Below are 24546 nucleotides of genomic sequence, written 5' to 3'. Positions count from 1 at the left end.
GAGATACAAGTATGTGCAGGGGTAAATAACGACCGAACCCTCACTGATCGGTGAGGCTTCGGCCGTTATCGGTTATAAGATTATTTAGCTTTTCTTACGCTTAAAGTATGCAATCGGGTTGCCCTGAGTCGGTGCGACCATATTGCCGGCAGGCGCGCTACCAGCTGCAGCAGGCGCACCGGGAAGCACGGTTACGAGCTCCCAGCCGTCTTCACCCCAGCTATCGAGGATCTGCTTAGTCGCGTGAATCATCAAGGGCACAGTTGCGTATTCCCATTTATCCATGTGCACTAGCCTAGTGCATCAGACGGGTGTTTCTCACAGTCCATCTCAAGATTGTGGCTAAATGAACTTTAGTTTTTAAGGCGCAATCTCAACAGTGCGAGTTGAAACACCCCTATTTTGAGCTTTCGTGAAACTTTTTACGCTTTGATTTTCAGGTTGGGCTTGTAAACTAAAGCAATGGCCTCATCCAAGAATGCTCGTAAAAAGCGCAAGCCCAGTGATTTTCTGCAATTCCTTGCACTGTCAATTATTGCTGGCTTTGTAACTGCTGGACTGTTGGTGCCGCCAACGGCAGCCGCTGGTATTGCAGCAACTTCTTCTATTAACTGGTTTAAGGGACTGCCAGACAACATGTCAGACGGTCCTTTGTCTAAGCCCTCCACCTTGTACGCGAACGACGGTAAGACCAAACTGGCTACCTTCTACTCGCAGAACCGTACTGAAGTTCCGCTGAACAAGATTTCGCAGAACATGCAGGACGCGATTATTGCGGTGGAAGACCGTACCTTCTACGATCACGGCGCAGTCTCACCGATTGGTATTGCGCGTGCTCTCGTCAATAACTTTATGCGTCCCGGTAACCGTCAGGGCGCGTCCACCCTCACCCAGCAGTACGTCAACAACCTCTTGATCGACGCCGCTGAACAGTCAGGTGGCGACGCGAACGCAACCATCGGTGCAAACAAGGGCTACATCGACAAAATCATGGAAATGAAGCTTGCGATTTCTATGGAAGAAAACAAGTCGAAAGACGAGATTCTTGAGGGCTACCTCAACGTCGTTAACCTCGGTGGCACCAACTACGGTGTTGAAGCTGCATCGCAGTACTACTGGGGTATTCCCGCGTCCAAGCTCAACCCTGCTCAGGCGGCTACCCTCGCAGGCATGGTTCAGGCACCTAACCTGTACCGCCCCGATGTTAACCCCGAGTACTCCAAAGAACGTCGCAACGTTGTTCTTGGCACCATGCTTCGCGACGGCAAAATTACTCAGGCTGAATACGATGACGCCGTGAATTCAGAGCTCGATCTCGATATTCATGAGACCGACAGCGGCTGTTCAGCAGCGGGCGATAACGCATACTTCTGTAACTACGCGATGACCAAGCTGTACCAGGATGAGAGCTTCGGTGCTACTTACGAAGACCGCGTAGCTAACATCTACCGCGGTGGCTACAAGATTGTTTCCACCCTCGATATGAACGCGCAGAAGTCAGCTAAGAACGTTGTTGAAGCAACTCAGCCCTCCACCAACAACCCCGACGACGTTAACACCTCCTTGGTTTCAGTAGAACCCAAGAACGGTAGCGTTGTGGCAATGGCTCAGAACTCCAACTACGGTGATGCTCAGGACGACAACTCCACCTCGCTGTATAACTACAACGTCAATGCCGCTGATGGTGGTACCGCTGGCTTCCAGCCCGGTTCAACCTTCAAGCCCGTTGTTTTGGCTCAGTGGATTAACTCCGGCAAGTCCGTCAACCAGGTCATCGACGGCACCCGCTTGAACTACCCCGCTGATACCCGTTGGAGCGCTCGATGCCTCGACGGCGGTGCCTACTACTACAACGAGAAGCCTCAGGGCTGGACCTTCCAAAACGCTGAAGGCGGCTACCAGCAGTGGGGCACCGTAGCGTTCGGTCTGAAGAACTCAATTAACTCCTTCTTGTACAGCATGGTCAACCAGCTTGACCTCTGCGACATTCAAGACATGGCAGGCAAACTGCAAATCAAGGACTACCAGGGTAACGTGGCATACCGCCCCAACCAGCTGGCGTCCAACATCGGTTCTGTAGAAGTCGCGCCCCTGACTATGGCGTCCGCTTACGCTACCTTCGCTAACGAGGGTAAGTACTGCGAACCCCGTTCAACCACCAAGGTGCTTGACCGCAAGGGCGACGTGAAAAAGGAATACAAGCCCGATTGTTCGCAGGCCATTTCTAAGGACGTTGCGAACGGTGTGAGCTACGTGCTCAAGCAGGTTCTGGTCGATGGCTCCGGCTACCAGCGCGGCATCGGCTTGCCCGACGCATCCGCTGCGAAGACCGGTACTACCGATAACTCAACCCAGACCTGGACTGTTGGCTACACCAAGGGTCTAGCAACCGCCTCATGGGTTGGTAACTTGGCTCAGGGTTCACGTTCACTGAACAACCTGTCCATCAATGGCCAGTCTCGTGATTATGTTGACGGTGCTACCTACGCAGGTAAGCAGTGGCAGACCTTCATGCAAGAAACTGCTCGCCGTTACAATACCGATCAGTTCGCTCAGCCACCGGCTAACGTGACTAACTAAAGGTTGAATAATTTTATGAAGACCTCTTCTTCATCGACTGTGGCAGCGTCTGCCGCAACTCTCGCAAAGGTAACCGGTTCGGTTGCCGCCGCGGGTGTTGTGGCGGGGGCTGCCACAGCCGCATATGCTCATTTTTACGAACTCAACAACTTCAAGGTTCGCCACGAGACCCTGCCCGTTCTCCCGGCGGGAACTCCGGACTTCACGATTTTGCATATCTCGGATATGCACATGATTCCCGGGCAAACTAAGAAGCACAATTTCATGCATTCGCTGGCTGCGATCCAACCCGACCTCGTGATTAACACCGGCGATAATCTCTCGCACATGGGTGCGCTCCCCTCACTGGTGGATGCGCTCGACCCGCTCTTTGATTTCCCCGGCGTATACGTACCCGGCTCAAACTGCTACTTCGCCCCCGAGCTGAAGAATCCCTTGCGCTACTTCAAAGGCCCCTCAAAACGCGGTCCAGAAGAAGAACCGCAGGCACTGCCCACGCAGAAGATGCACGACGCCTTCAACGCGCGCGGCTGGATTGATTTGATTAACCGCTATGAGACCCTATCCATCAACGGACTGCGCCTTGAGTTCTCGGGTGTCGACGATCCGCACATCGGGTACGACGAGCATCCGGGTTTCGCGCCTTCCGCTACGCAGATTACTGATGAGCCGTCCGTGCGTTTAGGTGTGGCTCACGCTCCCTACCTGCGTACACTCAATGCATTTGTAGACGACGGCGCACAGGCAATTTTTGCCGGTCACACGCACGGTGGTCAGGTCTGCCTACCCGGCGGACGCGCACTGGTATCTAACTGCGATATTGAGCCGTCACGCGCTAAGGGCGTTAGCCTGCAAAACGGTGTTCCCGTTCAGATTTCTGCGGGGCTGGGAACCTCACGTTACGCGGCGGTGCGCCTCTTCTGCCCGCCCGAAGCAATCGTGGTGACACTGACGGCAAGCGATAAGTAGTCTCTAGATAATAGGTCTTGAATCAGAGTCGGACGCACTTTGCCAGCACCCTATAAACGCCAACCGACGTCAGCTGGCTGCAGTTGCGTCCGGCCCTGTCCCGACTAACTTTCGCTTTCCCATCTATCTGTTCTTCAAAGTGCAACAGGTTTATATGACCTGTTGCACTTTTTTGTTTCCGTCCGGGTATATTTTAGAAACATGAGCCTTATCCGAAGTCGCCGTGTGCCCGTTCCGCCTCCATTAGAGAACGACACCACGGCTGACGTCGGGCTCTGGCAATATATGAGGCCTATTCGCGCCAAATGGCTACTAGGTGTTCTCGTGGCTATTTCTTCGACTTCGGTAGCGCTCTCCATTCCGCAGGTGCTGGCGTGGGTCATCGACCACCTCGTCGGCTCAGATTCCCCTAGCCGCAGGCAGGTTCTGCTGGGTGGCGCCATCATGATTGCGCTAGGTCTTCTTCAATCCGGGCTCATGTTCCTGCGCCGCATGCTGATTATTGACACCTCCACGACTGTTGAGATGACCATGCGCATGCGTCTTTTCGATCAGCTGATGCGACTGCCGCTTTCATTTCACGATGCCTGGGGCTCTGGCCAGCTGCTGACCCGTTCAACCTCTGACCTTGCCCTAATTCGCCGCTGGGTCTCCTTTGGATCAGTCCAAGCGATCACCTCTGGCGCTGCCCTCTGTGTAGGTATCTTCTACCTCTCCCACGGTTCGGGATTACTGGCGCTGATCTTTCTTGCTTCTGTGCCCGTTACTCTCGTTGTTCTGTGGCGTTTTCAGAAGAAGATGAAGGCTCTGACCCGAAAATCCCAGCAGCAGTCCGGCGACCTTGCCACCAAAGTTGAAGAATCAGTTCAGGGTATTCGCGTACTCAAGGCTCTGGGGCAGGGTTCTAACGCGCTCGACAGGTTCAAAACCGGGGCTGCTGAGCTCATGGATACCGAAATGGCACGTTCCCGTGCTCAGGGCTCAACCTTCGTGGCGACGTCCACCATTACCGCTATCACCCTCGCTATTTCTCTCTGGGTAGGACTTCGCCAGGTTGCATCAGGGTCTTTGAGCGTGGGTGAGCTGACCGCTTTCTTCGCCACCATTGCCCTGCTTTCGCCCCACGTTGAGCGTGCCAGCCAGCTCATGGGCATGTGGTTGGACGCCCGCGTTGCGGTAGACCGTCACCGCGAAGTCATGAGCACTCCTGCAGGTGAAAATATAGTGCTGGTAAACGGTGCTACCGTGCCCGCAGTATCTTCTGGTGAGGCAGCATCCCTTACCTTTGAACACGCTACTTTTGCGTATGAGGACGCGGCAGCTCCGGTTCTTTCTGATATTTCGCTGGACGTGCGCCCTGGTGAGATTCTTGCACTGGTAGGTCCCACCGGTAGCGGTAAATCAACCCTTTTGCAGTTGCTCCCCCGGCTGTATGAGCTCGATTCTGGAAGCATTTTTCTGGACGAGCAAGACATCGCGCAGATGGATTTACCCGAGCTACGCTCAGCCATGAGCATTGCTTTTGAGGAGCCCGTGCTTTTCTCATCCTCTGTCAGAGATAACGTCTTGCTGGGAGTCAATCGCGAGCGCATGAGCGAGGCTGAACAGGAGCAGATTCTTCGTGATGCTCTGCGGGTTTCGTCTTCTGATTTTGCGGCTCAGTTGCCCGAGGGTGTAGATACTTTGATTGGTGAAGAGGGGCTTTCGCTATCTGGCGGTCAGCGGCAGCGTCTCTCGCTGGCTCGCGCCATCGCTGCGCACCCGCGCATCCTGCTTCTTGACGATCCGCTCTCAGCGCTGGATGTGCGCACCGAAGAAGCTGTAGTGAGCATGCTCAAAGAACATCTAAGGCACACCACGACTCTACTCACAGCCCACCGCCCGTCGACAGTGGCGTTGGCTGACCGCGTCGCCTTGCTCGAAAACGGAAAAATTACGGCTATTGGTACGCACCAGCAGATGATGCGCAATCCCAGCTATGCCCGGCTGATGATGCTGGATGAGCAGAAAGGCGAGGTGGCATAATGCCAAGGCACGCTCCCCCGCTAGCTGAAGACAAGGTAGACCTCAGCCCTGAAGAACAACGCGAAGTACGCGCACGGTCACTAAAGCTGTTGAAAGAAATACTGACACCCGTACGGTGGAGGATTCTGGCAACAGTGGTTCTCGTGGTTGTGGCAACGGCTATCAGCACATTCATGCCGCTTTTGCTCTCCTACGCTATTGACCACGCAGTGGCGCCATTAGTCAACGGCGATGCGTCACTGCTTGCACAGATGGCGCTACTGTACGTTGGGTTAGCTGTATGCGCCTCAATAACTACCTACGCTAACGTCGTTCTCACCACCTCAATTTCGCAAAAAGCGCTCTACGGCTTGAGAGCTCGCATGTTTGAGCATGCCCAAAAACTGCCCGTTGGTTTTCACGAAACCTACACGTCGGGAAGAGTAGTTTCACGTCTTACCTCAGACCTTGAAACGCTCAAATCCTTTCTTGATTCCGGTCTTTCGCAGCTGGCGTCAACCATTTTGAGCATGGTGTTTACGGCGGTTGCCCTTGTTCTGTTGGACTGGAAGTCTGGTCTTGCCCTGCTAGTGATGCTCATTCCTATCTGGTTCTTGACCGCGTGGTTTCGTCGACGCTCCGCCGTAGCTTTTCGCGCGCAACGCGTTGTCAACGCCCAGCTCATCGGCCGCTTCGTCGAAACGTTCACCGGCATCCGAGCGGTCAAGGCCTTCCGCTACGAATCAGTCTCGCGTGAACGTTACGGTGACATCGCCGAGGACTACCGTGTGAAGGTCATGGACGCCATCAAGCTTCTGGGCATCTATATGCCAACGCTCGGGGCTATCGGCAACGTGTATCTTGGCGTGGTGCTGACCATCGGCGGTTTCGCGGTTCTCAATGGCCACATGGAAGTTGGTGTTTTGCTGGCGCTTACCATCTACGCCACGCGCGTTTTTGAGCCAATTTTCTCGCTTTCAGATTTCTATAACCAGTTCCAGTCAGCGGTCTCTGCCCTCGAGAAGGTTTCTGGCTTCTTAGCCGAAGAACCGGGGGTTGCTGAACCCGCGCATCCGGTTGTACGCACCGCTGAGGCAGATGGCTCTGTGGTGTTCAAAGACGTCGAGTTCAGCTACATTTCAGGGCGCCCGGCCCTGCACCGCACTAACCTAGAGGTTCCCGCCGGGCAGCAGTTAGCGCTGGTGGGTAAGACAGGTGCGGGCAAATCTACTCTGGCTAAGCTGGTGGCGCGTTTCTACGACGTTTCCTCCGGCAAACTATTGTTGGACGGCGTGGACATCCGCGATCTCTCCGAAGAGCAGTTGCGCCGTGAGGTCGTGATGGTAACGCAGGAGGCCTTCCTCTTTTCAGGCACAGTTGCCGATAATATCCGCCTGGCTAGGCCTTCTGCCAGTGACAATGAAGTTCTTGAGGCAGCTAAAGCCGTTGGAGTACACGATTTCATCGCGCAGCTACCCGAGGGGTACGACACCGACCTCGCAACCCGCGGCGGACGCCTGTCATCCGGGCAGAGACAGCTGATTTCCTTTGCGCGTGCCTTCCTCGTAGACCCCACCGTGCTCGTCCTTGATGAGGCGACCGCGTCCCTCGATATACCTTCAGAGAAGCTGGTGCAGAGAGGACTAGCTCAGCTCTCGGCAGGTCGTACCACCATCATCATCGCCCACCGACTCTCAACAGTGTTGGATTCCGACCGAGTGCTGGTGGTTGATGAGGGCAGAATTATTGAGGATGGCTCCCCGACGGCTCTGGTGCAGAGCGGCGGGGTCTTTGCCGAGATGGTGAAGGCGTGGGATCAGGCGATGGGTAACTAGATCTGAGAGGTGACAGGACGGCAGACATATTCTTACCCGTCATTGCCACCCTATTTGTGATCTGCTTATCGTTAATAACAAAGCGCGAAAGCCGAGCAGAGAACAGGAAAGAATATGCCTTCCTCACAGCCCGTGACAGAATCTCAGCAAAAGGCCCTTGATGAGTTTAAAGCCATCATGGGAGCCGATAAGGTGCTCCACGCGGAGCATGCTACCCGCCCTTTCAGTAAAGGGTACCGTTTTGGTGGCGGTGCGCTGTTTGCGGTGCTCCGCCCCACGTCCCTGGTAGAAATCTGGAAAGCTCTGCAAGTCTGTCTTGAGCATGATTTCATGGTGATTCCGCAGGCATCAAACACCGGCCTCACCGGTGGTTCTGGCCCCGGCTTCCAAGATTATGACCGCCCCATCGTTCTGATTTCAACCCACCTGATTAATCGGGTGCATCTGATTAATAATGCGCAGGAAGCTATTTCTCTAGCCGGTACAACGCTGATTCAGCTCACCGATGCGCTGAAGCCGCACGAGCGCGAACCGCACTCGGTGATTGGTTCTACTTCTATTGGCGCATCCGTGATTGGCGGTATTGCCAATAATTCTGGTGGTAGTCAGATTCGCAAGGGCCCGGCGTTTACCCGTGAGGCTATTTATGCCCGGGTTAATGAGCAGGGTTCCCTAGAACTGGTGAACCACCTGGGTATTTCTCTGGGCGATGACCCTGAGGTAGCTCTCGACCGCCTGCAGCGCGGTGACTGGTCACCTGCTGATGTCACCGCAGCGCCGGAAGACAGCAAAGAGACCGAGTACGCCGAGTATCTGCGGCAGATTGAGCCCAGCCCGGCTCGCTACAATTCCAACCCTAAGTACCTCTTTGAAGCATCCGGTTCAGCGGGTAAAGTCATGGTCTTTGCGGTGCGCACCCGCACTTTCCCGCTCGAGAAGAGCCCCACCACGTTCTACATTGGCACTCATACACCCCGTGCTCTAGAAGAGATTCGCCGTCGTTTCTTGAGCGCTGATATGCCGCTACCCATTGCCGCTGAGTATATGGGACGCAGTGCTTTCGACCTAGCTGAAAAGTACGGCAAAGATACCTTCGTCTTCCTCAAGTACCTGAGCCCCGCCGTCCAAACCCGCATGTTTGCTTTCAAGACCTGGGCTAACGGAGTCTTTAGTAAGGTTCCGGGCGTCGGTCTCACCTTTGCGGATACGGTGTCTCAGTTTATTTTTGATCGCTTCCCGGCTCAGTTGCCCAAACGTCTGATGGACTACCGCAACCGTTTTGAGCACCACCTGATTCTGACGGTGAGTGATGCTCAGCGGGCTGAGAGCGAAGCTCTACTGAAGGACTTCTTTACCAGTGAGAAGAACCTGGGCGATTTCTTTATCTGCACTGCTGATGAGGAGAAGAGCGCTAACCTGAACCGCTTCGGTGCGGCAAGTGCTGCAACCCGTTATGCCGGGGTTAAGCGTAAGGAGCTGGGCGAGCTGATTCCTATTGATGTTGCCCTGTGCCGGGATGATTGGGATTGGTTAGAGACTCTGCCACCTGAGATTGCCGACCAGCTAGATGTGGCGGCTTATTACGGTCATTTCTTCTGTCACGTCATGCACCAGGATTATGTGGCGAAGAAGGGTGTCGATCCGCATAAGTTGCATGACGAGATCCAGGAGCTACTTGAAGCTCGCGGCGCCAAACTACCGGCAGAACACAACTACGGCAGGCTGTATCGTATGCCCGACGCGATGGTAGAGCACTTCAAACGCTTGGATCCCACTAACACCTTCAACGCGGGCATTGGCGGTACTTCACCGAAAAAGAATTGGGCTTAACCAGTCAGGTAAGTACATCGCAGGACGCCGACCAGCGCGAATTATCCGCCTGCGCGCCCTCTCAAAACACGCGCTGTTATCAGCCTCATTTTGCGTTTTCTGTGCCTCTAGCGTTACACTGGATGAGTTGCTTGCAGGGTTCTACCTGAAAAGTTAACACCGGGATGTGGCGCAGCTTGGTAGCGCGCGTCGTTCGGGACGACGAGGTCGCAGGTTCAAATCCTGTCATCCCGACCAGTCAAAAGCCCCGCTCACTGTTGTTAGTGAGCGGGGCTTTTGTGTGTTCTGACTTTGTGCAACGTACCCTCATTTTCTTTGTGTACGAAAGCGGTAGGAGCTTAGAACTGCTGTACCAAGTTCTGCACGCGAGCATGGATGTCGTCGCGGATCAGGTTCATGCGTTCTTCACCTTCGATGCCGCGCTCTGAAGGTTCGTCAGTTTCCCAACGTTCCACCTCAACGCCGTCAACCTCCGGCAACTGAGCACCACCTACCACAATGACACGTGTAGCAGCGCGCATAGCATCCTCGTTGAGTTGTGTAGGAGTGCCTGTACTCATATCTGCACCTATCTCAGCTAGGGACGCGGCGGCCTGCTGGTTCACAGGCTCGCCGACGCTAGCTTTCACGCCGGCAGATTCAACGGTAAACTTGCCCGGTGCTTCGTGCTCCAGCAGGGCGGCGGCCATTTGAGACTTGCCCTTGTTGGAATTGCAGACGAACAAGACAGTGGGTTTTGTTTCAGTCATGATTTTCTTCTTTCCAGAGAGTGGTGATGAAAGGTTGTGCAGTGGGTTCAATAGAGTAGTGCGCCCAGGTGCCTCGTTGTTCACGGTGTAAGACGCCTGCGTCCACCAGAATTTTCAGGTGGTGTGAGACAGTAGATTGTTTGAGACCGAGGGGCTCCACCAGGTCGCAAACGCAGACACTTTTTTCTGCGGATGAGTCGATAAAGTAGACAAGAGTGAGGCGCCGTTCATCGCCGAGTGCCTTGAGGAACTGCGCTGTTTTTCTAATAAGTTTCTGCGGAGGCTGGTTGGTCTGCGCCGGAGTACAGCAGTTTGAATCGGTCATAAACAACACTACTTTCCCTAATATTCCCTAAGGATTCCACATATATCGACAAACTTCAATATACAATAAAGACGGTATGTATCGAATTTTATCGATGAAAGAAGGTGCGCTGTGAGCACAGCTCCCACACACACCCGTCCGCACGGCACAGAGCAAGTCATGGCTAAGCTCTCCGTACTCGACCGCTTTTTGCCCGTATGGATCATCGCCGCCATGGTAGTAGGTCTATTTCTGGGACGTTTTGTCCCTGAGCTTTCCCAGGTTCTGGAATCCATCCAAATCGCCGGGGTCTCTCTGCCCATCGCTATTGGCTTGCTGATCATGATGTATCCAGTTCTCTCGAAAATTCGCTACTCACAAACCGGCGACGTCCTGACTGATAAAAAGCTCATGGTTACCTCATTGGTGATCAATTGGATTGTCGCCCCCGCCTTCATGTTTGCACTGGCATGGATTTTCTTACCGGATCTCCCCGAATACCGAACCGGGCTGATTATCGTGGGCCTAGCACGATGCATCGCGATGGTCCTCATCTGGAACGACCTAGCATGCGGTGACCGCGAGGCAGCAGCAGTACTCGTTGCCATCAACTCAATCTTTCAGGTTCTCGCCTACGGTGCATTGGGTTGGTTCTATCTTCAGATTCTGCCTCACTGGTTGGGTCTGCCCACTGCCAGCGCGGAATTCTCAATCACCTCCATCGTCCTTTCCGTACTGGTCTTCCTAGGCGTACCGTTGCTTCTGGGCTTCCTTTCCCGTCTGATTGGTGAAAAGACCAAGGGACTTGACTGGTACGAAACCAAATTCATCCCCACCGTTAGCCCCTGGGCACTATACGGTCTGCTGTTCACAATTGTGATTCTCTTTGCTCTTCAGGGTGAGGCAGTAACGTCTAACCCCATGGACGTTGTACGAGTAGCTATTCCACTCGTCCTTTACTTCTTAGTGACGTTTGTGGCGAGCATGATTCTCGGTGGAGCACTCAAACTGGGTTACGAGAAGACTACTACCCTGTCATTCACCGCATCCGGCAATAACTTCGAATTGGCAATTGCTGTTGCCATCGCAACCTTTGGTGCCAACAGTCCTCAAGCTCTTGCAGGCACTATCGGCCCTCTGGTTGAAGTCCCTGTGCTTGTGGCACTTGTCTATGTGGCACTGTGGGCTCGCAAGTTCTTCGCCCGTCAGAAAAATACTACTCGCGTCGAGGCATAAGCGCGCAACAACATCCACACAGCTTTGCTCTCTGCCTGTACATCAACAATCGGTGTTCGAAGCGAACCGCGTATGTAACAACTGAAGATACCGCACGCCAATAGGCCCCGCCTACCTCAACGGTAGACGAGGCCTTGTGCGTGGCAGTCTTCTAACGCGCACCCGTCATCTACTCATACATGGAGATTTGATGCACGAAGTAGAACTCCGGTGTACGTTAGCTAAACGTCCCTTTTCGCCAGCTTGGACGGCCACCAGACCTTCTTCCCCGCGTCCTCAACCAGCGCGGGAATCAGAAGCGCGCGCACGATGGTCGCATCCAGCAAAACACCGAACGCCACAATAAACGCCAGCTGAACCATAAAGACCAACGGAATGACAGCCAGTGCCGCAAAGGTTGCCGCCAGCACGATGCCTGCTGAGGTGATGACGCCGCCGGTGACGACAAGAGCCTTGCGCATGCCTTCGCGGGTGCCGACTTTCTTGGTTTCCTCGCGCACACGCGTCATCAGGAAGATTGTGTAATCGATACCGAGCGCCACGAGGAACACGAAGCCATAGAGCGGTACGGAGGGGTCTGCGCCGGGAAAGTGCAGCACATGGTTGAACACTAGCGCTGAGACACCGATGGCGGCCAGGAATGATAGAACGGTCGCGCACACCAGCATGAGCGGCGCGGCAAGAGAACGCAGCAGAAGCATGAGAATCAGCGTAATCACAAGTAGCACCGATGGGATGATGACTTTCAAATCGCGCAGTGCACCGGTGTTCGTGTCAATGTCTGTTGCGGTTTCTCCGCCCACCAGAGCAGCGGGGTCGGCATCATCGAGCGCCTGGCGAATGTTCTCCACGGTGTCTTCAGCCGCGGGTGAGTCTGCCGGGTCGCTCAGGGTTACTTGCAGTAGGACGCGTCCGTTTGAGACGGTAGGCTTAGCGTCAGCGAACATGGGCGGTAGTCCTTGGGCGGATGCGCCTACGGGGACGGTGCCTGATGGTGAGTCAGCAGAAATTGCGGCGATGGAATCAACGCCATCGACCGATTCGATAGCCTGAACTGCTCGGTCTAAAGTCGCCTCAGAAACAATGATGTTTGCCGGTGAGCCGGAGCCGCCGGGAAAGTGCTCAGCTAGAACGTTTTGTCCGTCGCGGGCGTCCGACTGTCCGACGATGAGGTCTGACTGGCGAATACCGTCAGCACTGAGGGTTGGCGCGAAGGCTGCGCAGATTGCCAAGCCTACAGCGGTAAAGATCCATACCTTGCGCGGTTTAGCCGCCACGAAATCCGCGATTTTGGACCATAGGCCGGGTTTTGTTGGCTTAGTGTTTTCACGGTACTTGGGGCGTGCAGGCCAGAAGACCGCGCGTCCGCCCAGAGCAAGAGCTGCGGGCAGGAAAGTTAGAGCCGCAAGCATGGACAGCACGATGCCGGTGGCGGCTACGGGGCCGAGCGCTTTGTTCGAGGACAGTTCGGAAAGTAGTAAACACAGCAGGCCGGCGATGACAGTACCGCCGGATGCGACGATGGGCTCCCAGCTTCCGCGCAGGGCATTGGCGGTTGCGTCAAAGCGTGAGCGGTGATGCGTGAGGGCTTCGCGGTAACGGGCCACGTAGAGCAGCGAGTAGTCGGTGGCGGCGCCCACCACGAGAATCAGTAAGATGCCCTGTACCTGCCCGTTGATCTGTACCCAGCCGGCATTAGCCATGTGCCAGATGATGAAGATTGAACCTGACAAAGCCACAATCGAAGTCAGCAAAACGACAAAGGGGAGAATCGGTGAACGGTAAACAACCAGCAGAATAACGAAGACAACAGCCAGTGCTACCAGCAGCAGAACTCCGTCGATTCCGCTAAATGCCTCGCCGAGTGCCGCTGCAAAACCTGCAGGGCCGGTGACGTAGGCGTTCAGCCCGTCGGGTGTGTTCTGAAGGTGCGAGGAAATAGTTTCAACAGCGTCCGAGGGAGTATCATCGCCGGGCAAAGGAACCACGATTTCAGCGGCTTGACCGTCTTCGGAATAGATAACGGGAGAGGTCTGACCTTCTACTACGCCGGTGTCTTTCAGCTGCCCGGGCAGGGCATCGAGGTAGGCGCGTTGCTCGCCGGTGAGCTCGCCCTCGGCTTCGAACACAGCGATGGCGGGAATGGTGTTGCCGTCGTAGAAGTCGCCCTGTTGCTGGACTACCTGAGTAGATTCAGCACTCTGCGGCAAAAAGTCTGTAGATGAGTTCGTGGAAACCTCTGAAATTTTGCCGAAGTATGGGCCACCGACGCCTGCAACGGCTACCCAGAGCAACACTAAAAGTGCTGGGAGAAACACGCGGAGCCAGGATTTTTTACGCGATTGAGAGCTGTCTTTAACCGATGCCATGATGATTCTTTCGTGCGCATGTCTGTAGGTGTACTTCGACACTAGCAGAAAGTATACGAATGGTTAGGTTAGTCAACTAGTTTGGTGGTTAGCCGCGTCCCGTCAAGGCAGCAAGGATGCTTTCAAAAGGTCCGCGGTGCAGAGGGGTTGCACCTAGCAAGCGCTTCCACAGAACCGCAAAGAGAATTGCTACAACGATGAGAAGGCTCATCACCCACCAGGAGTCATCGCTCAGCGGCAGACCGTACCTTGGCGCGTACTGCATGTAGGCAGCGAGAATACCGATTTGCAGCACGTACAGTGACAGCGTCATCGACCCGGTATCGGTCAAGGGCTGCAGCACCTGCGGTTTAGCTCTGAAAGCACGAGCAACCAGAGCGCACCATCCCATAGCTGCTGCCGCGGCAAGAATGTTGAAGAAAACCTCGAGTCGGGCACCCGAGTACACCATCAGTGAGCTGGTAGGACGCGTGTATAGGTAAATTGCGATGGCGCCCGCACTTGCCACCAGTGCAAGACCGAGGTCGCCCCAAACTCCCCAGCGCTGCATCCCGCGGGCAATGATGATCCCCACGGCTGCCCAGCACACCATGGTAAAGACGCGGTAATGAGAGCCTGCGACTGTCCAGTTCGCTAGGTATTGCAGCCACGATCCTTCAAGAACGAGTTCGCGGTTGAGGTTACTCCCCCACGTCAGCACGTAGGGGTTTACCAGCGTAATTACAGCGGCAATAACAGCTAGAACCCAGGAGGGAGCAAGCACCAGCGGCACCACCACAATGCTGAGCACACCAAAGTATTGCAAAATAATGTCAACGGAAGCACCCCAGGTGTCCAGCCACATACCCAGCGCGATCAGCACAATTCCTCGTACTACAGAGGACGCGAACAAAAAGGTCATGTTCATGTGCTGTAACGACAGGTATGCCGAGGCACCCAGCAAAGCCGCGAACAGCGGCATCGTCAAAAACTCACTCAGAGTTAGTACACCGCCCGGCCCGGCACTCGGCGCTGTATGCGCCACAAACATAGACACAAGCGCCACAAAACGCGCAAGGTCAATACCGATAATACGGCCGGTAGCGTACTTCATAGACTGGCTTCTTTCTTATCTCAAGAAGAGGAGCTATTAGGAGCTTTAAGCGTATACAGCCCGCTGCTCGAAATGTAGATAAGGCGCCTGTGAATCTTTTCAAACCGGGTTGTACTGCTCGCGTTTTTAAGAAAAAACCCGCCCCTGATCTGCAACAACAGACAAGGGACGGGTTTTACATGCTCAAGAATTACTTGAGGATAATGACGTCCAAAGTACGCGGACCGTGCACGCCCTCAACACGAATCAGCTCAATATCGGAGGTCGCTGACGGGCCGGAAATCATGGTCACCGGCTTGTTGAAATCCACGCGTCGCATCGACTCAGGAATCAGCTCAACCACGGTATCCAGCGGCACCACGCAGATATGGTGATCGGGCACCAGGGTAATAGCGCGGCGTCCTTCATCTTCCTGAGATGTCAAGAAAATCGTGCCGGTTTCAGCGCAGGAGACGGTGGATGAGGTAACAACCGCATCAACAGCGTCCAGCTCGCGAAGGCTCAACGCACCCGACTTTTGGTCGTTGCCAGAATCCACCATGCGGGTGCGAGCCGCGGTATCTTCAGGCAGCCACTCATTCTTCAGTCCGGTAGGAACAACGTAGTGAGAAGACTTACCCAGCTGCTCAGCAATGCGCTGCGCAATGGTTTCCTCAGTCTCTTCAAAAACGTTCGCCTTGTAATCAACCAAACGGTCAATCAGCATCTCAAGAACCTCAGCTTGGCTCTTATCTGAAACCTTACGATAATTACGAATAGGCTCAGCAGGCTGCGGATGATCAGACAGCGAAGAACGAATACGGCCTAGGATTTCTGCCTTTGCATCAGACATTACTTGGTCTCCTCAGTCTTCGGTGCGGGCTTATCGGTAGCAGCAACTTCAGCTGCAGCATGTGCTTCTGCAACCTTGTTCTTGTTCTGCGCGATCAACGCATCAATATCAACGCGTTCACCGGCAACGCGCTTGGTCTCTGAAGGACGCTCCTTCTTGTACCAGTTACGGAAGGACTGTGCCGGGGGCTCCGGAATATCACGGTAGTCCGTCCAGCCGCCTACCAAGCCGGGAAGCTTAGAAATCTTGTGATCCTTACCGGTGACCAGCTTGGACATCGGCAGACCCTTTTCTGCCAGTGCCATGAGCTTGCCCGATGAGAACAGCTTCTTAGCGCCGAACATCAGGCCGTCCATCTCGGTAGGAATCTGCTTCTTCTTTGCTTTCTTCGCGTCAATATCCTTACCGCGCAGGTGCACGAGCACCTCGGGGATGTTGATTTTGACGGGGCAAGCGTCGTAGCAGGCGCCGCACAGTGATGATGCGTAGGGCAGAGTTGAGTTGAACTCGTTCTCGATGCCGCCCAGCTGCGGTGAGAGAATCGCACCGATGGGGCCGGGGTAGGTTGAGCCGTACGCGTGACCGCCCGCGCGCTCGTAGACGGGGCAGACGTTCATACATGCCGAGCAACGGATGCAGTGCAGTGCCTGGCGTCCGACCTCATCAGCCAAAGCCGCGGTACGGCCGTTGTCCATAAGAATCACGTGCAGGTTCTGGGGACCGTCGCCGGGGGTAACGCCAGTCCAGGTAGAAGTGTAGGGGTTCATGCGCTCACCGGTTGATGAACGGGGCAGAAGCTGCAAGAACACTTCGTAGTCTTCTACGGTCGGCAGAATCTTCTCGATACCCATGAAAGTAATCAGGGTTTCGGGAAGGGTCAGGCACATGCGGCCATTACCTTCCGATTCGACGATGGTCATGGTGCCGGTATCAGCAATACCGAAGTTAACACCTGAGACAGCGACCTTGGTGGAGAGGAATTTCTCGCGCAGACGGAAGCGTGATGCCTCTGCCAGCTCTGCGGGGTCGTCCGACAGGTTGGGGTCTACACCCTCAATCTTCTTGCGGAAGATATCGCGGATTTCAGTGCGGTTGCGGTGAATTGCGGGCACCAGAATGTGCGAAGGACGGTCGTTATCGCCCAGCTGCACAATCTCTTCAGCGAGGTCGGTTTCGATGGCGTTGATACCGTTTTCTTCGAGGTACTCGTTCAAACCTGATTCAGCGGTTGCCATCGACTTGATCTTGATGATTTCGTCAACGCCTTCAGCCTGAATGAGCTTGAGTGCAATCTCGTTAGCTTCGTGCGCATCGCGTGCCCAGTGCACGTGGCCACCGCGAGCGGTGAAGTTACGCTCAAATTCTTCGAGGTAGGTGTCAAGGTTAGCCATGACCTTTTGCTTGATCATTGAACCCGCGGTGCGCAGATCCTGCCAGTCAGGAAGCTCACCGGTGACAGCCGCGCGCTTGTCGCGAATCTTGTGGGTAGCAAAGCCCAGGTTCGCGCGAAGCTGCTCATTCTTGAGCTCGCGTTCTGCGTACTTGGGGAAGGGTTCGGTTTCGAAGATGTTGCCGACGCCGTGGCGCACCTGGGGCATACCGAGCTGAGTTACAGACATTATTTGCTACCTCCGGTCAGTGATACGGGACCGTTGACTTTCAGGGGGTTTTCTTTGGTGGACGCGAGAATTTCAGCGAAGTGAATGGTCTGCACGTCTGAGTTCTTGCGAGAGAGCGCGCCGCCAATGTTCATCAGGCATGAGACGTCGCCGCCGGTGCATACGGATGCGCCGGTCTTCTCAATGTTCGCGACCTTGTCTTCGACCATCGCGCCTGATGTATCAGCGTTCTTGAATGAGAAGGTGCCGCCAAAGCCGCAGCACTGGTCAAGGCCTTCAACCTGGGTATACTGAATGCCTTCAACGGTGCGCACGAGGTCAGACTGACGAGTACCCAGACCCAGCAGACGCATACCGTGACATGAGCTGTGGTAGGTTACGTGCTCTGGGAAGTACGAGCCAAGCTGCTCGGCTGCATTGGTAATGCCCAGAACGTCAATGAGAAGTTCTGAGAGCTCAAAGGTGCGTGATGCCAGCTGGTTTGCGCGTCGTGCTAGGTCGTCATCGCCCTTGCGCTCTGCAATCATCGGCTGTTGGTGGCCCAAGGATGCGACGCATGAGCCCGAGGGCGCAACAGCTACGTCGAAATCCCATTCTTCGAAGGATTCCACGTGGTTTTTAACAATCGGGTAGGCATCGTCGAAGTATCCCGAGTTAACGTGCATCTGCGAGCAGCAGGTCTGGCCCTGCGGGTAAACAACCTCATGCCCCAAACGCTCAAGAATATCTACGGTTGCTTTGGCAACCTTCGGATACATGCCATCAACAATGCACGTTGAAAATAGTGCAATACGCATGTTCGCCTCTTCCGTTCATCTGGTGTTGCGCGTCCTGTATCTTTTGATTGCTTCTTCACTACCGATGCTCGGCAGGCTTCAGGTTCACAAAATCTACTGACCCCGTGAAAAAAATCTATGGAAAGAACACACAATACATACAAAAAAATATAATTTCTAATTTTAATTTAACACTAAAGAAGGGAATTTAAGGCCATCGGATTAGCGCATATTTTTATGCCTGAATCAACGCTCACGCCACAAGTTACCACCGTAGGAATATTTTCTTTGAAAAATATCCAGCATCTCTTCAAAAGCCGCCGGAAGCTAGGTTGTATAGGCAATCCCACTCCCTCTGCGCCCTCAGAGCAGGTGTCACAAATCGGTAAAAGTTTTCTTTACCCTAGCTTTCGCATCGTGAGCTGCATCATGTATTGTTTGGTTAGTTGTTATTGGTCTGACCACAGTTGTGAAGACCAACCCGTGTGCACCTCACAAACTTCAGCGCGACGAAGCACTGCGGTAACGCTCAGAAGCTAAGAGAGTGCAACGTTCCACTTCAGGAGTACCTACGATGAATACTTTCACCGCGCATACCGATGCGGTGGGCGGAAGCCTCGCATTGAGCGCACTGGTGGCAGTTTTGCCGCTGCTCGCGTTCTTTATCATGCTGCTCGGCGTTAAAGCACGCGCCCACACCTCAGCAATCGTTTCGCTCGCTGTCGCTATCTTGGTTGCTGTCATCGGCTTCAAGATGCCGCTGGATCTTTCTTTAATGTCCGCAGTCCGCGGCGGTATCTACGGCCTGTTCCCCATTGTCTGGGTTATTCTCATGGCAATCTGGTTCTACCAGGTCACCGTTGTATCGGGTCGTTTTGAAGACCTGCGACGCACCTTTGACCGCATCGGCGGCGGCGATCTTCGCATCCAGGCAATTCTGATTGCTTTCTGCTTTGGTGGTCTGCTCGAAGCACTGGCAGGTTTTGGTGCACCCGTTGCGATTACCGCAACCATGATTCTGGCACTGGGTGTTAAGCCGCTTAAGGCAGCTACCACTGTTCTTATTGCTAACACCGCGCCCGTTGCTTTCGGCGCTGTGGCTATTCCAATCACCACCGCTGGTGAGGTCGGCGGCAAGGATGCTGCGCACATCGCTGCGGTTGTTGGACACCAAGCTCCCTTCCTCGCGTTCTTTGTTCCCTTCATCCTGCTCTGGATTCTTGATGGCGTTCGCGGCCTCAAGGACGCCTGGGTTCCCGCAGCTGTTATTGGCGGCTCATTTGCGATTGCTCAGTGGTGGGCAGCGGTTCACTTTGCATACCAGCTCACCGACGTCATTGCTTGCATTGTTTCGCTCGGTGTAGCTGTTGCCTTCTTGCGCTTCTGGAAGCCCCGCGGTGTTGAGGGCGTTCGCGAGCGCTACGGCCTGGGTGCGGCTACTCCTGCGTCCGTTGGTGAACTCACCGGTATGCGTATTTGGATGGCGCTGATGCCTTATGCAATCGTTGTGGCGATCTTCGGCTTGGCTAATCTGGGCAAGGCAATTCCTGCGGCTCTCAAGTCAACTAACGTGAAGATTCAGATGCCCCTGTTGAAAGAGCGCCTGATCAACGGCGCAGGTAAGCCTGTTGATTCTTCATATTCTTTCGCGTGGCTCAACAACCCCGGCACCCTGCTTCTGATTGCCGGTCTGATTGTGACTGTCTTGTACCTGATCTTCAATGAAAAGGGTCGCTACGCTTTCACCTTCGGCGATGCTATTAAAGAAATCTTTACCACCGCATACCGTATGCGTTGGACTGCTCTGACCATTGCATGCGTGCTGGCTCTGGCGTACGTCATGAACTACTCCGGTCAGACCGTTGCTATCGGTGAGTACGTTGCATCGTTGGGCACCATTTACGCCCTGCTCGCGCCCGTTCTGGGTTGGGTTGGCACCGCTGTTACCGGTTCTGACACCTCAGCGAACGCACTGTTCTCCAAGCTTCAGGTCACCGCAGCAGAGCACCTGCAGTCCAATGGTGTTTCAGGTGCAACTCCCGAGCTACTTCTGGCTGCTAACACCACCGGTGGTGTTGTCGGCAAGATGATCTCACCGCAGTCACTGGCTATCGCCGCTACCTCCGTTGAGATGGAAGGCAAAGAGTCAGAGATTTTCAAGTCAGTTCTACCGTGGTCATTGGTACTGCTTGCAGCTACCTGTGTTCTCGTCTTCTTGCAGAGCAACGTTCTTCACTGGATGGTTACTCTCTAAGACCTCACCGCTAGGTAAAATTTGAGTTGATCGGCGCTTTCTGGAATATTTCAGGAGGCGCCGATTTTTTGATGGCGATAATAAAAGTGAGTGTGACGATTTGAAGGAAAAGTCCTTTACCCTGCTACTGGAGTCCGTGGAACGCCGGTTGCGCAGCGGCGATCTCAGTGTTGGCGACAGATTGCCGGGCGAACGCATCCTAGCTGAGCAGTACGGTATTTCGCGCGCGTCCGTGCGTGAGGCCTTACGAGTGCTGGATGCGGTAGGGCTGATTCGCAGCGGTGTGGGATCCGGGCCGAAGTCCGGTGCTGTGGTTATTTCAGAGCCTTCTGCCGCTTTGGGATGGGCTATTCGTATGCATATTGCCACTCAGTCGCTACCGGTTATAGACGTCATCAACACGCGTCTGCACCTTGAAGGCCCTGCCATTATTGAGGCCGCCCAGGCACCTGACTCGCCAGAACGCGACGCGGCTTTAGATCGGGCACGCGACTACCTGAACGAGATGGCTTCGCCAACCATCAGCGATGACCTTTTTCACTTTTGCGACACCCGTTTTCATTTTGAGATCGCTGCGCTGGGTAGCAATCTCGTGATGAAAACCGTGATTGATTCTTTGCGTCTTGCCACAATTAGCTATGTGCAAGAAGCCGTACCTCGTCTTGATGATTGGGTGTCTGTCAAAGAAGAGCTGCAAAAGCAGCATCACGGAATTTTGGATGCGGTAGTGAAGCGTCGCGGGAATGACGCCCGCCAGTTGCTCGAAGAGCACATCATGTGGTTCTACAAAAAATCACTCAAATTTTAAGACCGCGAGGGGTCAGTTATCGTTCAAAAATCAGGGTTTTTGAACGATAACTGACCCCTCGCGGGTATGAGAAAAGAGTTATGCGCTGAACTTTTCTCCGGTCAGACGCTCGTATGCTTCAACGTAGCGCTGACGGGTCTTTTCAACAATATCCTCGGGCGCTTGAGGCAGTGCTGAGTGGCCGTCCCAGCCCGATGCGTCTGACTTCAGCCAGTCACGGATGAACTGCTTGTCAAAGCTTGCCTGCGACTTACCGGGTTCCCACGCTTCCGCATCCCAGAAACGAGATGAATCAGGGGTAAGAACTTCATCGCCCAAGGTGATTTCACCGCGGTAGGAATCCAAGCCGAACTCAACCTTAGTATCAGCCAGAATGATACCGCGTTCGCGAGCGATTTTTTCAGCGGTTGAGTAAACGTGCAGGGTGAGTTCGGTGAGGCGCTCACCGATGGGCTGTCCCACCTGCGCGTACATTTCTTCGTAGGTGATGGGCTCGTCGTGTTCACCCACTTCTGCCTTACCTGTGGGGGTAAACAGCGGGGTCTCTAGGCGTGAACCGTCAACCAGTCCATCAGGAAGCGGGTGGCCGTAGACTTCACCGGTCTTCTTGTACTCGGCCAGACCAGAACCGGTCAGGTAACCGCGCGCAATGCACTCAATCGGGAACATGTTCAACGACTTGCAGATCATCGCGCGGCCTGCGACTTCTTCGGGCACGTCGGTTGAAAGCACGTGGTTGGGAACGTCTTTCAGCTGATCGAACCACCACAGCGACATCTGGGTAAGGATCTTGCCCTTGTCGGGGATAGCGGTGGGCAGAACCTTATCGAACGCGCTAATGCGGTCGGATGCGACAACCATGACAGAGCCGGCGCGCAACTCGGCGTCGTCGTCAATGACGGTGCCGGTTGCTTCAAGGCGGTCTTCGTTGGGCACGTAGAGATCGCGTACTTTGCCGGAATAGATGTGCTTCCAGCCTGCGATCTCGATGGACTGATTGTGGGGCATGGGGTTTCTCCTGAAAATGATGTTTTGGTGCGGGGAATCAAAAGGTGGCTTCAAGCATGAGCCTGAAGCCACCGGGTGCAAAGTTTTATGAGTCTGCTGACGGTACAGTGATGCGGTTTTCAGCCGCTGCCAGTGCTATGTCCTTACGGTACTGAGCGCCGTCCCATGAGATAGCGTCAATACCCTTGTAGGCGAGCTCGCGCGCGGATGCGAGGTCATCACCGAGCGCTACAACTGCCAGGACGCGTCCGCCTGCGGTGATGATTTCACCGTCTTTTTCTGCGGTGCCAGCGTGAGCAACGTGAACACCGTCCAACGCGTTAGCGGCATCAAGGCCCGAGATAACATCGCCCTTGCGGGGAGTATCGGGGTAGTTTTCCGCTGCCATGACAACATCAACAGCGGTACGCGGGTCCCAGTCGAGGGCGATATCTTCTGCCAGCTCGTTCTTAGCAGCAGCCATGAGCAACTGGCCCAGTCCGGTGCGCAGGCGAGCCAGAACAGCCTGAGTTTCGGGGTCGCCAAAACGAGCGTTGAACTCGATGACGCGAACGCCGCGCTTGGTCACAGCAAGACCGCAGAACAGTACACCGACAAAGGGGGTGCCGCGTCGAGCCATTTCAGTGATGGTGGGTCGAGCTACGCGTTCAACAACTTCTTCGACAAAGCCTTCGGGTAGCCACGGGAGCGGGGTGTATGCACCCATGCCACCGGTGTTAGGGCCTTCGTCGTTATCAAAGATGCGCTTGAAGTCCTGCGCCGGTGACAGCGGAAGGACGTTAGTGCCATCAGAGAGCGCAAAGAGAGAAACCTCGGGGCCGTCTAGGTATTCTTCGATGACAACAGAGCCACCAGCTGCAAAGCAAGCGTTGGCATGAGCGGTTGCGGCATCGCGATCTTCAGTCACCACAACGCCCTTGCCGGCTGCCAGACCGTCGTCCTTCACCACATAGGGCGCGCCAAAGGCATCCAGCGCAGCGATTGCTTCTTCTTCGGTGGTTGCAACGTGTGCGAGCGCAGTGGGAACCTCAGCCGCCGCCATGATTTCTTTGGCAAATGCCTTAGAACCTTCAAGAGTTGCTGCTGCTTTGGAGGGGCCGAAGACAGCAAAGCCGGCGTCTCGCAGTGCGTCTGATACGCCAGCTACAAGCGGAGCCTCGGGGCCAACAACCACAAGATCTACTGCGAGTTCTTGAGCAAGTTTGGTTGCCTCTTGGGGGTTGTTAGCGTCGATTGCGTGGGTGGTTACGTCCTGAGCAATACCTGCGTTGCCGGGTGCCGCATGCACCTCGGTGACCGCTGAATCTGCTTTAAGTGCTCGGATAATTGCGTGTTCTCGCCCGCCGGGGCCAAGTACCAAAACTTTCATTTTTCTAGGCTACCGGGTGGGGTCACGATTTAGTAACTTTTGCACGCCGTGAGTGTGGATTTATCCCCTTAAAATCGGGGTGGATGCGCTCGGTGTGACGCCGGGAGCACCCGGCATGAAGCCATTGGGATTTAGGGGCTGGGCTGATAAGTTCTGCTCTTTGGTTTTGTCAGTGACAAAGCGCACCCACAAACTTTTTGCAGTTTCTGCATAATTGCAGTTACTGTAAATACATGCTTAAACCACCGTCCCACACCCTCGACAAACGCAGAGCGCGCACTCTTGCTACGCGCACGGCAATCTTGGATGCGGCAGAAGCTCTCGTCACCGAAGACGGTATCGGGGCACTCACCACCAAGGCACTGGTTGAAAAAGCAGGCGTCTCAGAACGCACCATCTTCAACCACTTCAGTCATATCGATCACATCCTCATTGCTCGAATTACCGAGTATATAACCCCACTCTTCAACTCGGACTGCTTTTCACACGAAGAACAACTCCACGTTGAAAAGGTAGAAGATCTGCCCGATGCAATCGAAGCAAAGTTCTTAGCGAGCATCCTTGAACCCGAGGTGCAAAGCGCGCCCAATAAGTTCTTCACGCTGGCCTCGGCAATGGCTCAGCAGAACCATCGGCTCTTAGCAGAGAACATTTTCCAGTTGCTGATGCGTGCATCGGTCGTCGGAATGGAACGCCTTGAAAAAGAGTTCCCCCAACTCACAGTGGATCAGCGCTACAAAATCGGCATTTACCTGCACAACCTCACCTTCGCGCTGGGAGCTGGTTTTGGCCGCGGAGTTGAAACCCTCTGCGATACCGACAACCCCCTTTCAATGCCGGATATCGAAGAGTTCATCCCGCATTTCAAGTGGGCGATCCAGCAGGTCAACCAGGGTAAACCCACCCTGTAA

At 54.6% G+C, this 24546-nt stretch carries 19 protein-coding genes and 1 tRNA gene; 10 read left to right on the top strand and 10 right to left on the bottom strand.

Going from position 1 to position 24546, the window contains the following annotated elements; translation table 11 throughout:
• Positions 1-84: 84 nt before the first annotated feature.
• Positions 85-285 (bottom strand): hypothetical protein, encoded by a 201-nt coding sequence (locus IDM49_RS02455; protein WP_168614844.1) that lies wholly within the window; start codon positions 283-285, stop codon positions 85-87.
• 177 nt (positions 286-462) lie between these two features.
• Between IDM49_RS02455 and IDM49_RS02450 the strand changes: the two genes are divergently transcribed.
• The 6 genes from IDM49_RS02450 (at position 463) to IDM49_RS02425 (ending at position 9455) form a co-directional block, all read left to right on the top strand.
• A complete protein-coding gene (locus IDM49_RS02450) occupies positions 463-2580 on the top strand; it encodes a transglycosylase domain-containing protein (RefSeq protein ID WP_190724907.1) in 2118 nt (705 codons plus the stop codon).
• A gap of 15 nt (positions 2581-2595) precedes the next feature.
• Positions 2596-3549: a metallophosphoesterase gene (locus tag IDM49_RS02445; protein WP_190724906.1), complete on the top strand. Its 954-nt coding sequence runs from the start codon at positions 2596-2598 to the stop codon at positions 3547-3549.
• Positions 3550-3750: 201 nt separating this feature from the next.
• Positions 3751-5574 carry an ABC transporter ATP-binding protein gene (locus IDM49_RS02440; RefSeq protein ID WP_322745988.1) on the top strand — a complete coding sequence of 608 codons (1824 nt, stop codon included), beginning with the start codon at positions 3751-3753 and terminating at the stop codon, positions 5572-5574.
• Positions 5574-7388, top strand: a complete 1815-nt coding sequence (locus IDM49_RS02435; RefSeq protein WP_190724904.1) for an ABC transporter ATP-binding protein — start codon at positions 5574-5576, stop codon at positions 7386-7388. Before IDM49_RS02440 ends, IDM49_RS02435 begins: the two co-directional genes overlap by 1 nt.
• Positions 7389-7502: 114 nt before the next feature.
• Positions 7503-9218, top strand: a complete 1716-nt coding sequence (gene dld, locus IDM49_RS02430) for a D-lactate dehydrogenase (RefSeq protein WP_190724903.1) — start codon at positions 7503-7505, stop codon at positions 9216-9218.
• Between the two features lie 160 nt (positions 9219-9378).
• Positions 9379-9455, top strand: a tRNA-Pro gene (locus IDM49_RS02425).
• A 101-nt stretch (positions 9456-9556) separates the two neighbouring features.
• On the opposite strand, the gene IDM49_RS02420 is transcribed toward IDM49_RS02425, so the two are convergent.
• Together IDM49_RS02420 and IDM49_RS02415 are read right to left on the bottom strand one after the other, a co-directional pair.
• Positions 9557-9967 (bottom strand): arsenate-mycothiol transferase ArsC, encoded by a 411-nt coding sequence (locus IDM49_RS02420; RefSeq protein ID WP_168614850.1) that lies wholly within the window; start codon positions 9965-9967, stop codon positions 9557-9559.
• Positions 9960-10292 carry an ArsR/SmtB family transcription factor gene (locus IDM49_RS02415; protein ID WP_168614851.1) on the bottom strand — a complete coding sequence of 111 codons (333 nt, stop codon included), beginning with the start codon at positions 10290-10292 and terminating at the stop codon, positions 9960-9962. The genes IDM49_RS02420 and IDM49_RS02415 overlap by 8 nt, the downstream gene beginning before the upstream one ends.
• A 159-nt stretch (positions 10293-10451) precedes the next feature.
• Here IDM49_RS02415 and arsB point away from each other — a divergent pair, with 159 nt between their 5' ends.
• Entirely contained in the window at positions 10452-11507 is a 1056-nt protein-coding gene (arsB, locus tag IDM49_RS02410; protein WP_168614852.1) for an ACR3 family arsenite efflux transporter, read from the top strand.
• A gap of 221 nt (positions 11508-11728) precedes the next feature.
• Here the strand turns inward: arsB and IDM49_RS02405 are convergent, their stop codons facing one another.
• The 5 genes from IDM49_RS02405 to IDM49_RS02385 all read right to left on the bottom strand — a co-directional run bounded on the left by IDM49_RS02405 (position 11729) and on the right by IDM49_RS02385 (position 18217).
• A complete protein-coding gene (locus IDM49_RS02405; RefSeq protein ID WP_190724902.1) occupies positions 11729-13876 on the bottom strand; it encodes an MMPL family transporter in 2148 nt (715 codons plus the stop codon).
• A gap of 88 nt (positions 13877-13964) precedes the next feature.
• On the bottom strand, positions 13965-14969 hold the full coding sequence (locus tag IDM49_RS02400) for a hypothetical protein (protein ID WP_190724901.1): 1005 nt from the start codon (positions 14967-14969) through the stop codon (positions 13965-13967).
• Positions 14970-15159: 190 nt separating this feature from the next.
• Positions 15160-15801, bottom strand: a complete 642-nt coding sequence (locus IDM49_RS02395; protein WP_190724900.1) for a LutC/YkgG family protein — start codon at positions 15799-15801, stop codon at positions 15160-15162.
• The gene (locus tag IDM49_RS02390; protein ID WP_190724899.1) at positions 15801-17420 is read right to left on the bottom strand and encodes a LutB/LldF family L-lactate oxidation iron-sulfur protein; all 1620 of its coding nucleotides are present in this window, start codon (positions 17418-17420) and stop codon (positions 15801-15803) included. Before IDM49_RS02390 ends, IDM49_RS02395 begins: the two co-directional genes overlap by 1 nt.
• The gene (locus IDM49_RS02385) at positions 17420-18217 is read right to left on the bottom strand and encodes a (Fe-S)-binding protein (protein WP_190724898.1); all 798 of its coding nucleotides are present in this window, start codon (positions 18215-18217) and stop codon (positions 17420-17422) included. The genes IDM49_RS02390 and IDM49_RS02385 overlap by 1 nt, the downstream gene beginning before the upstream one ends.
• A gap of 553 nt (positions 18218-18770) precedes the next feature.
• Here IDM49_RS02385 and IDM49_RS02380 point away from each other — a divergent pair.
• Positions 18771-20450, top strand: coding sequence for an L-lactate permease (locus IDM49_RS02380; protein WP_190724897.1), 1680 nt, complete (start codon positions 18771-18773; stop codon positions 20448-20450).
• A gap of 100 nt (positions 20451-20550) precedes the next feature.
• Positions 20551-21258, top strand: a complete 708-nt coding sequence (locus tag IDM49_RS02375) for a FadR/GntR family transcriptional regulator (RefSeq protein WP_190724896.1) — start codon at positions 20551-20553, stop codon at positions 21256-21258.
• Between the two features lie 78 nt (positions 21259-21336).
• On the opposite strand, the gene IDM49_RS02370 is transcribed toward IDM49_RS02375, so the two are convergent.
• Both IDM49_RS02370 and purD read right to left on the bottom strand, forming a co-directional pair.
• A complete protein-coding gene (locus IDM49_RS02370; protein ID WP_168614860.1) occupies positions 21337-22266 on the bottom strand; it encodes a phosphoribosylaminoimidazolesuccinocarboxamide synthase in 930 nt (309 codons plus the stop codon).
• 85 nt (positions 22267-22351) lie between these two features.
• A complete protein-coding gene (purD, locus tag IDM49_RS02365) occupies positions 22352-23635 on the bottom strand; it encodes a phosphoribosylamine--glycine ligase (protein WP_190724895.1) in 1284 nt (427 codons plus the stop codon).
• Between the two features lie 233 nt (positions 23636-23868).
• Between purD and IDM49_RS02360 the strand changes: the two genes are divergently transcribed.
• Positions 23869-24546: a TetR/AcrR family transcriptional regulator gene (locus IDM49_RS02360; protein WP_190724894.1), complete on the top strand. Its 678-nt coding sequence runs from the start codon at positions 23869-23871 to the stop codon at positions 24544-24546.

It is taken from the genome of Rothia terrae (assembly GCF_014705925.2).
GTDB lineage: Bacteria > Actinomycetota > Actinomycetes > Actinomycetales > Micrococcaceae > Rothia > Rothia terrae.
Note: the sequence above shows the minus strand (reverse complement) of the source record. Positions and strands in the feature narration are given on the sequence as shown.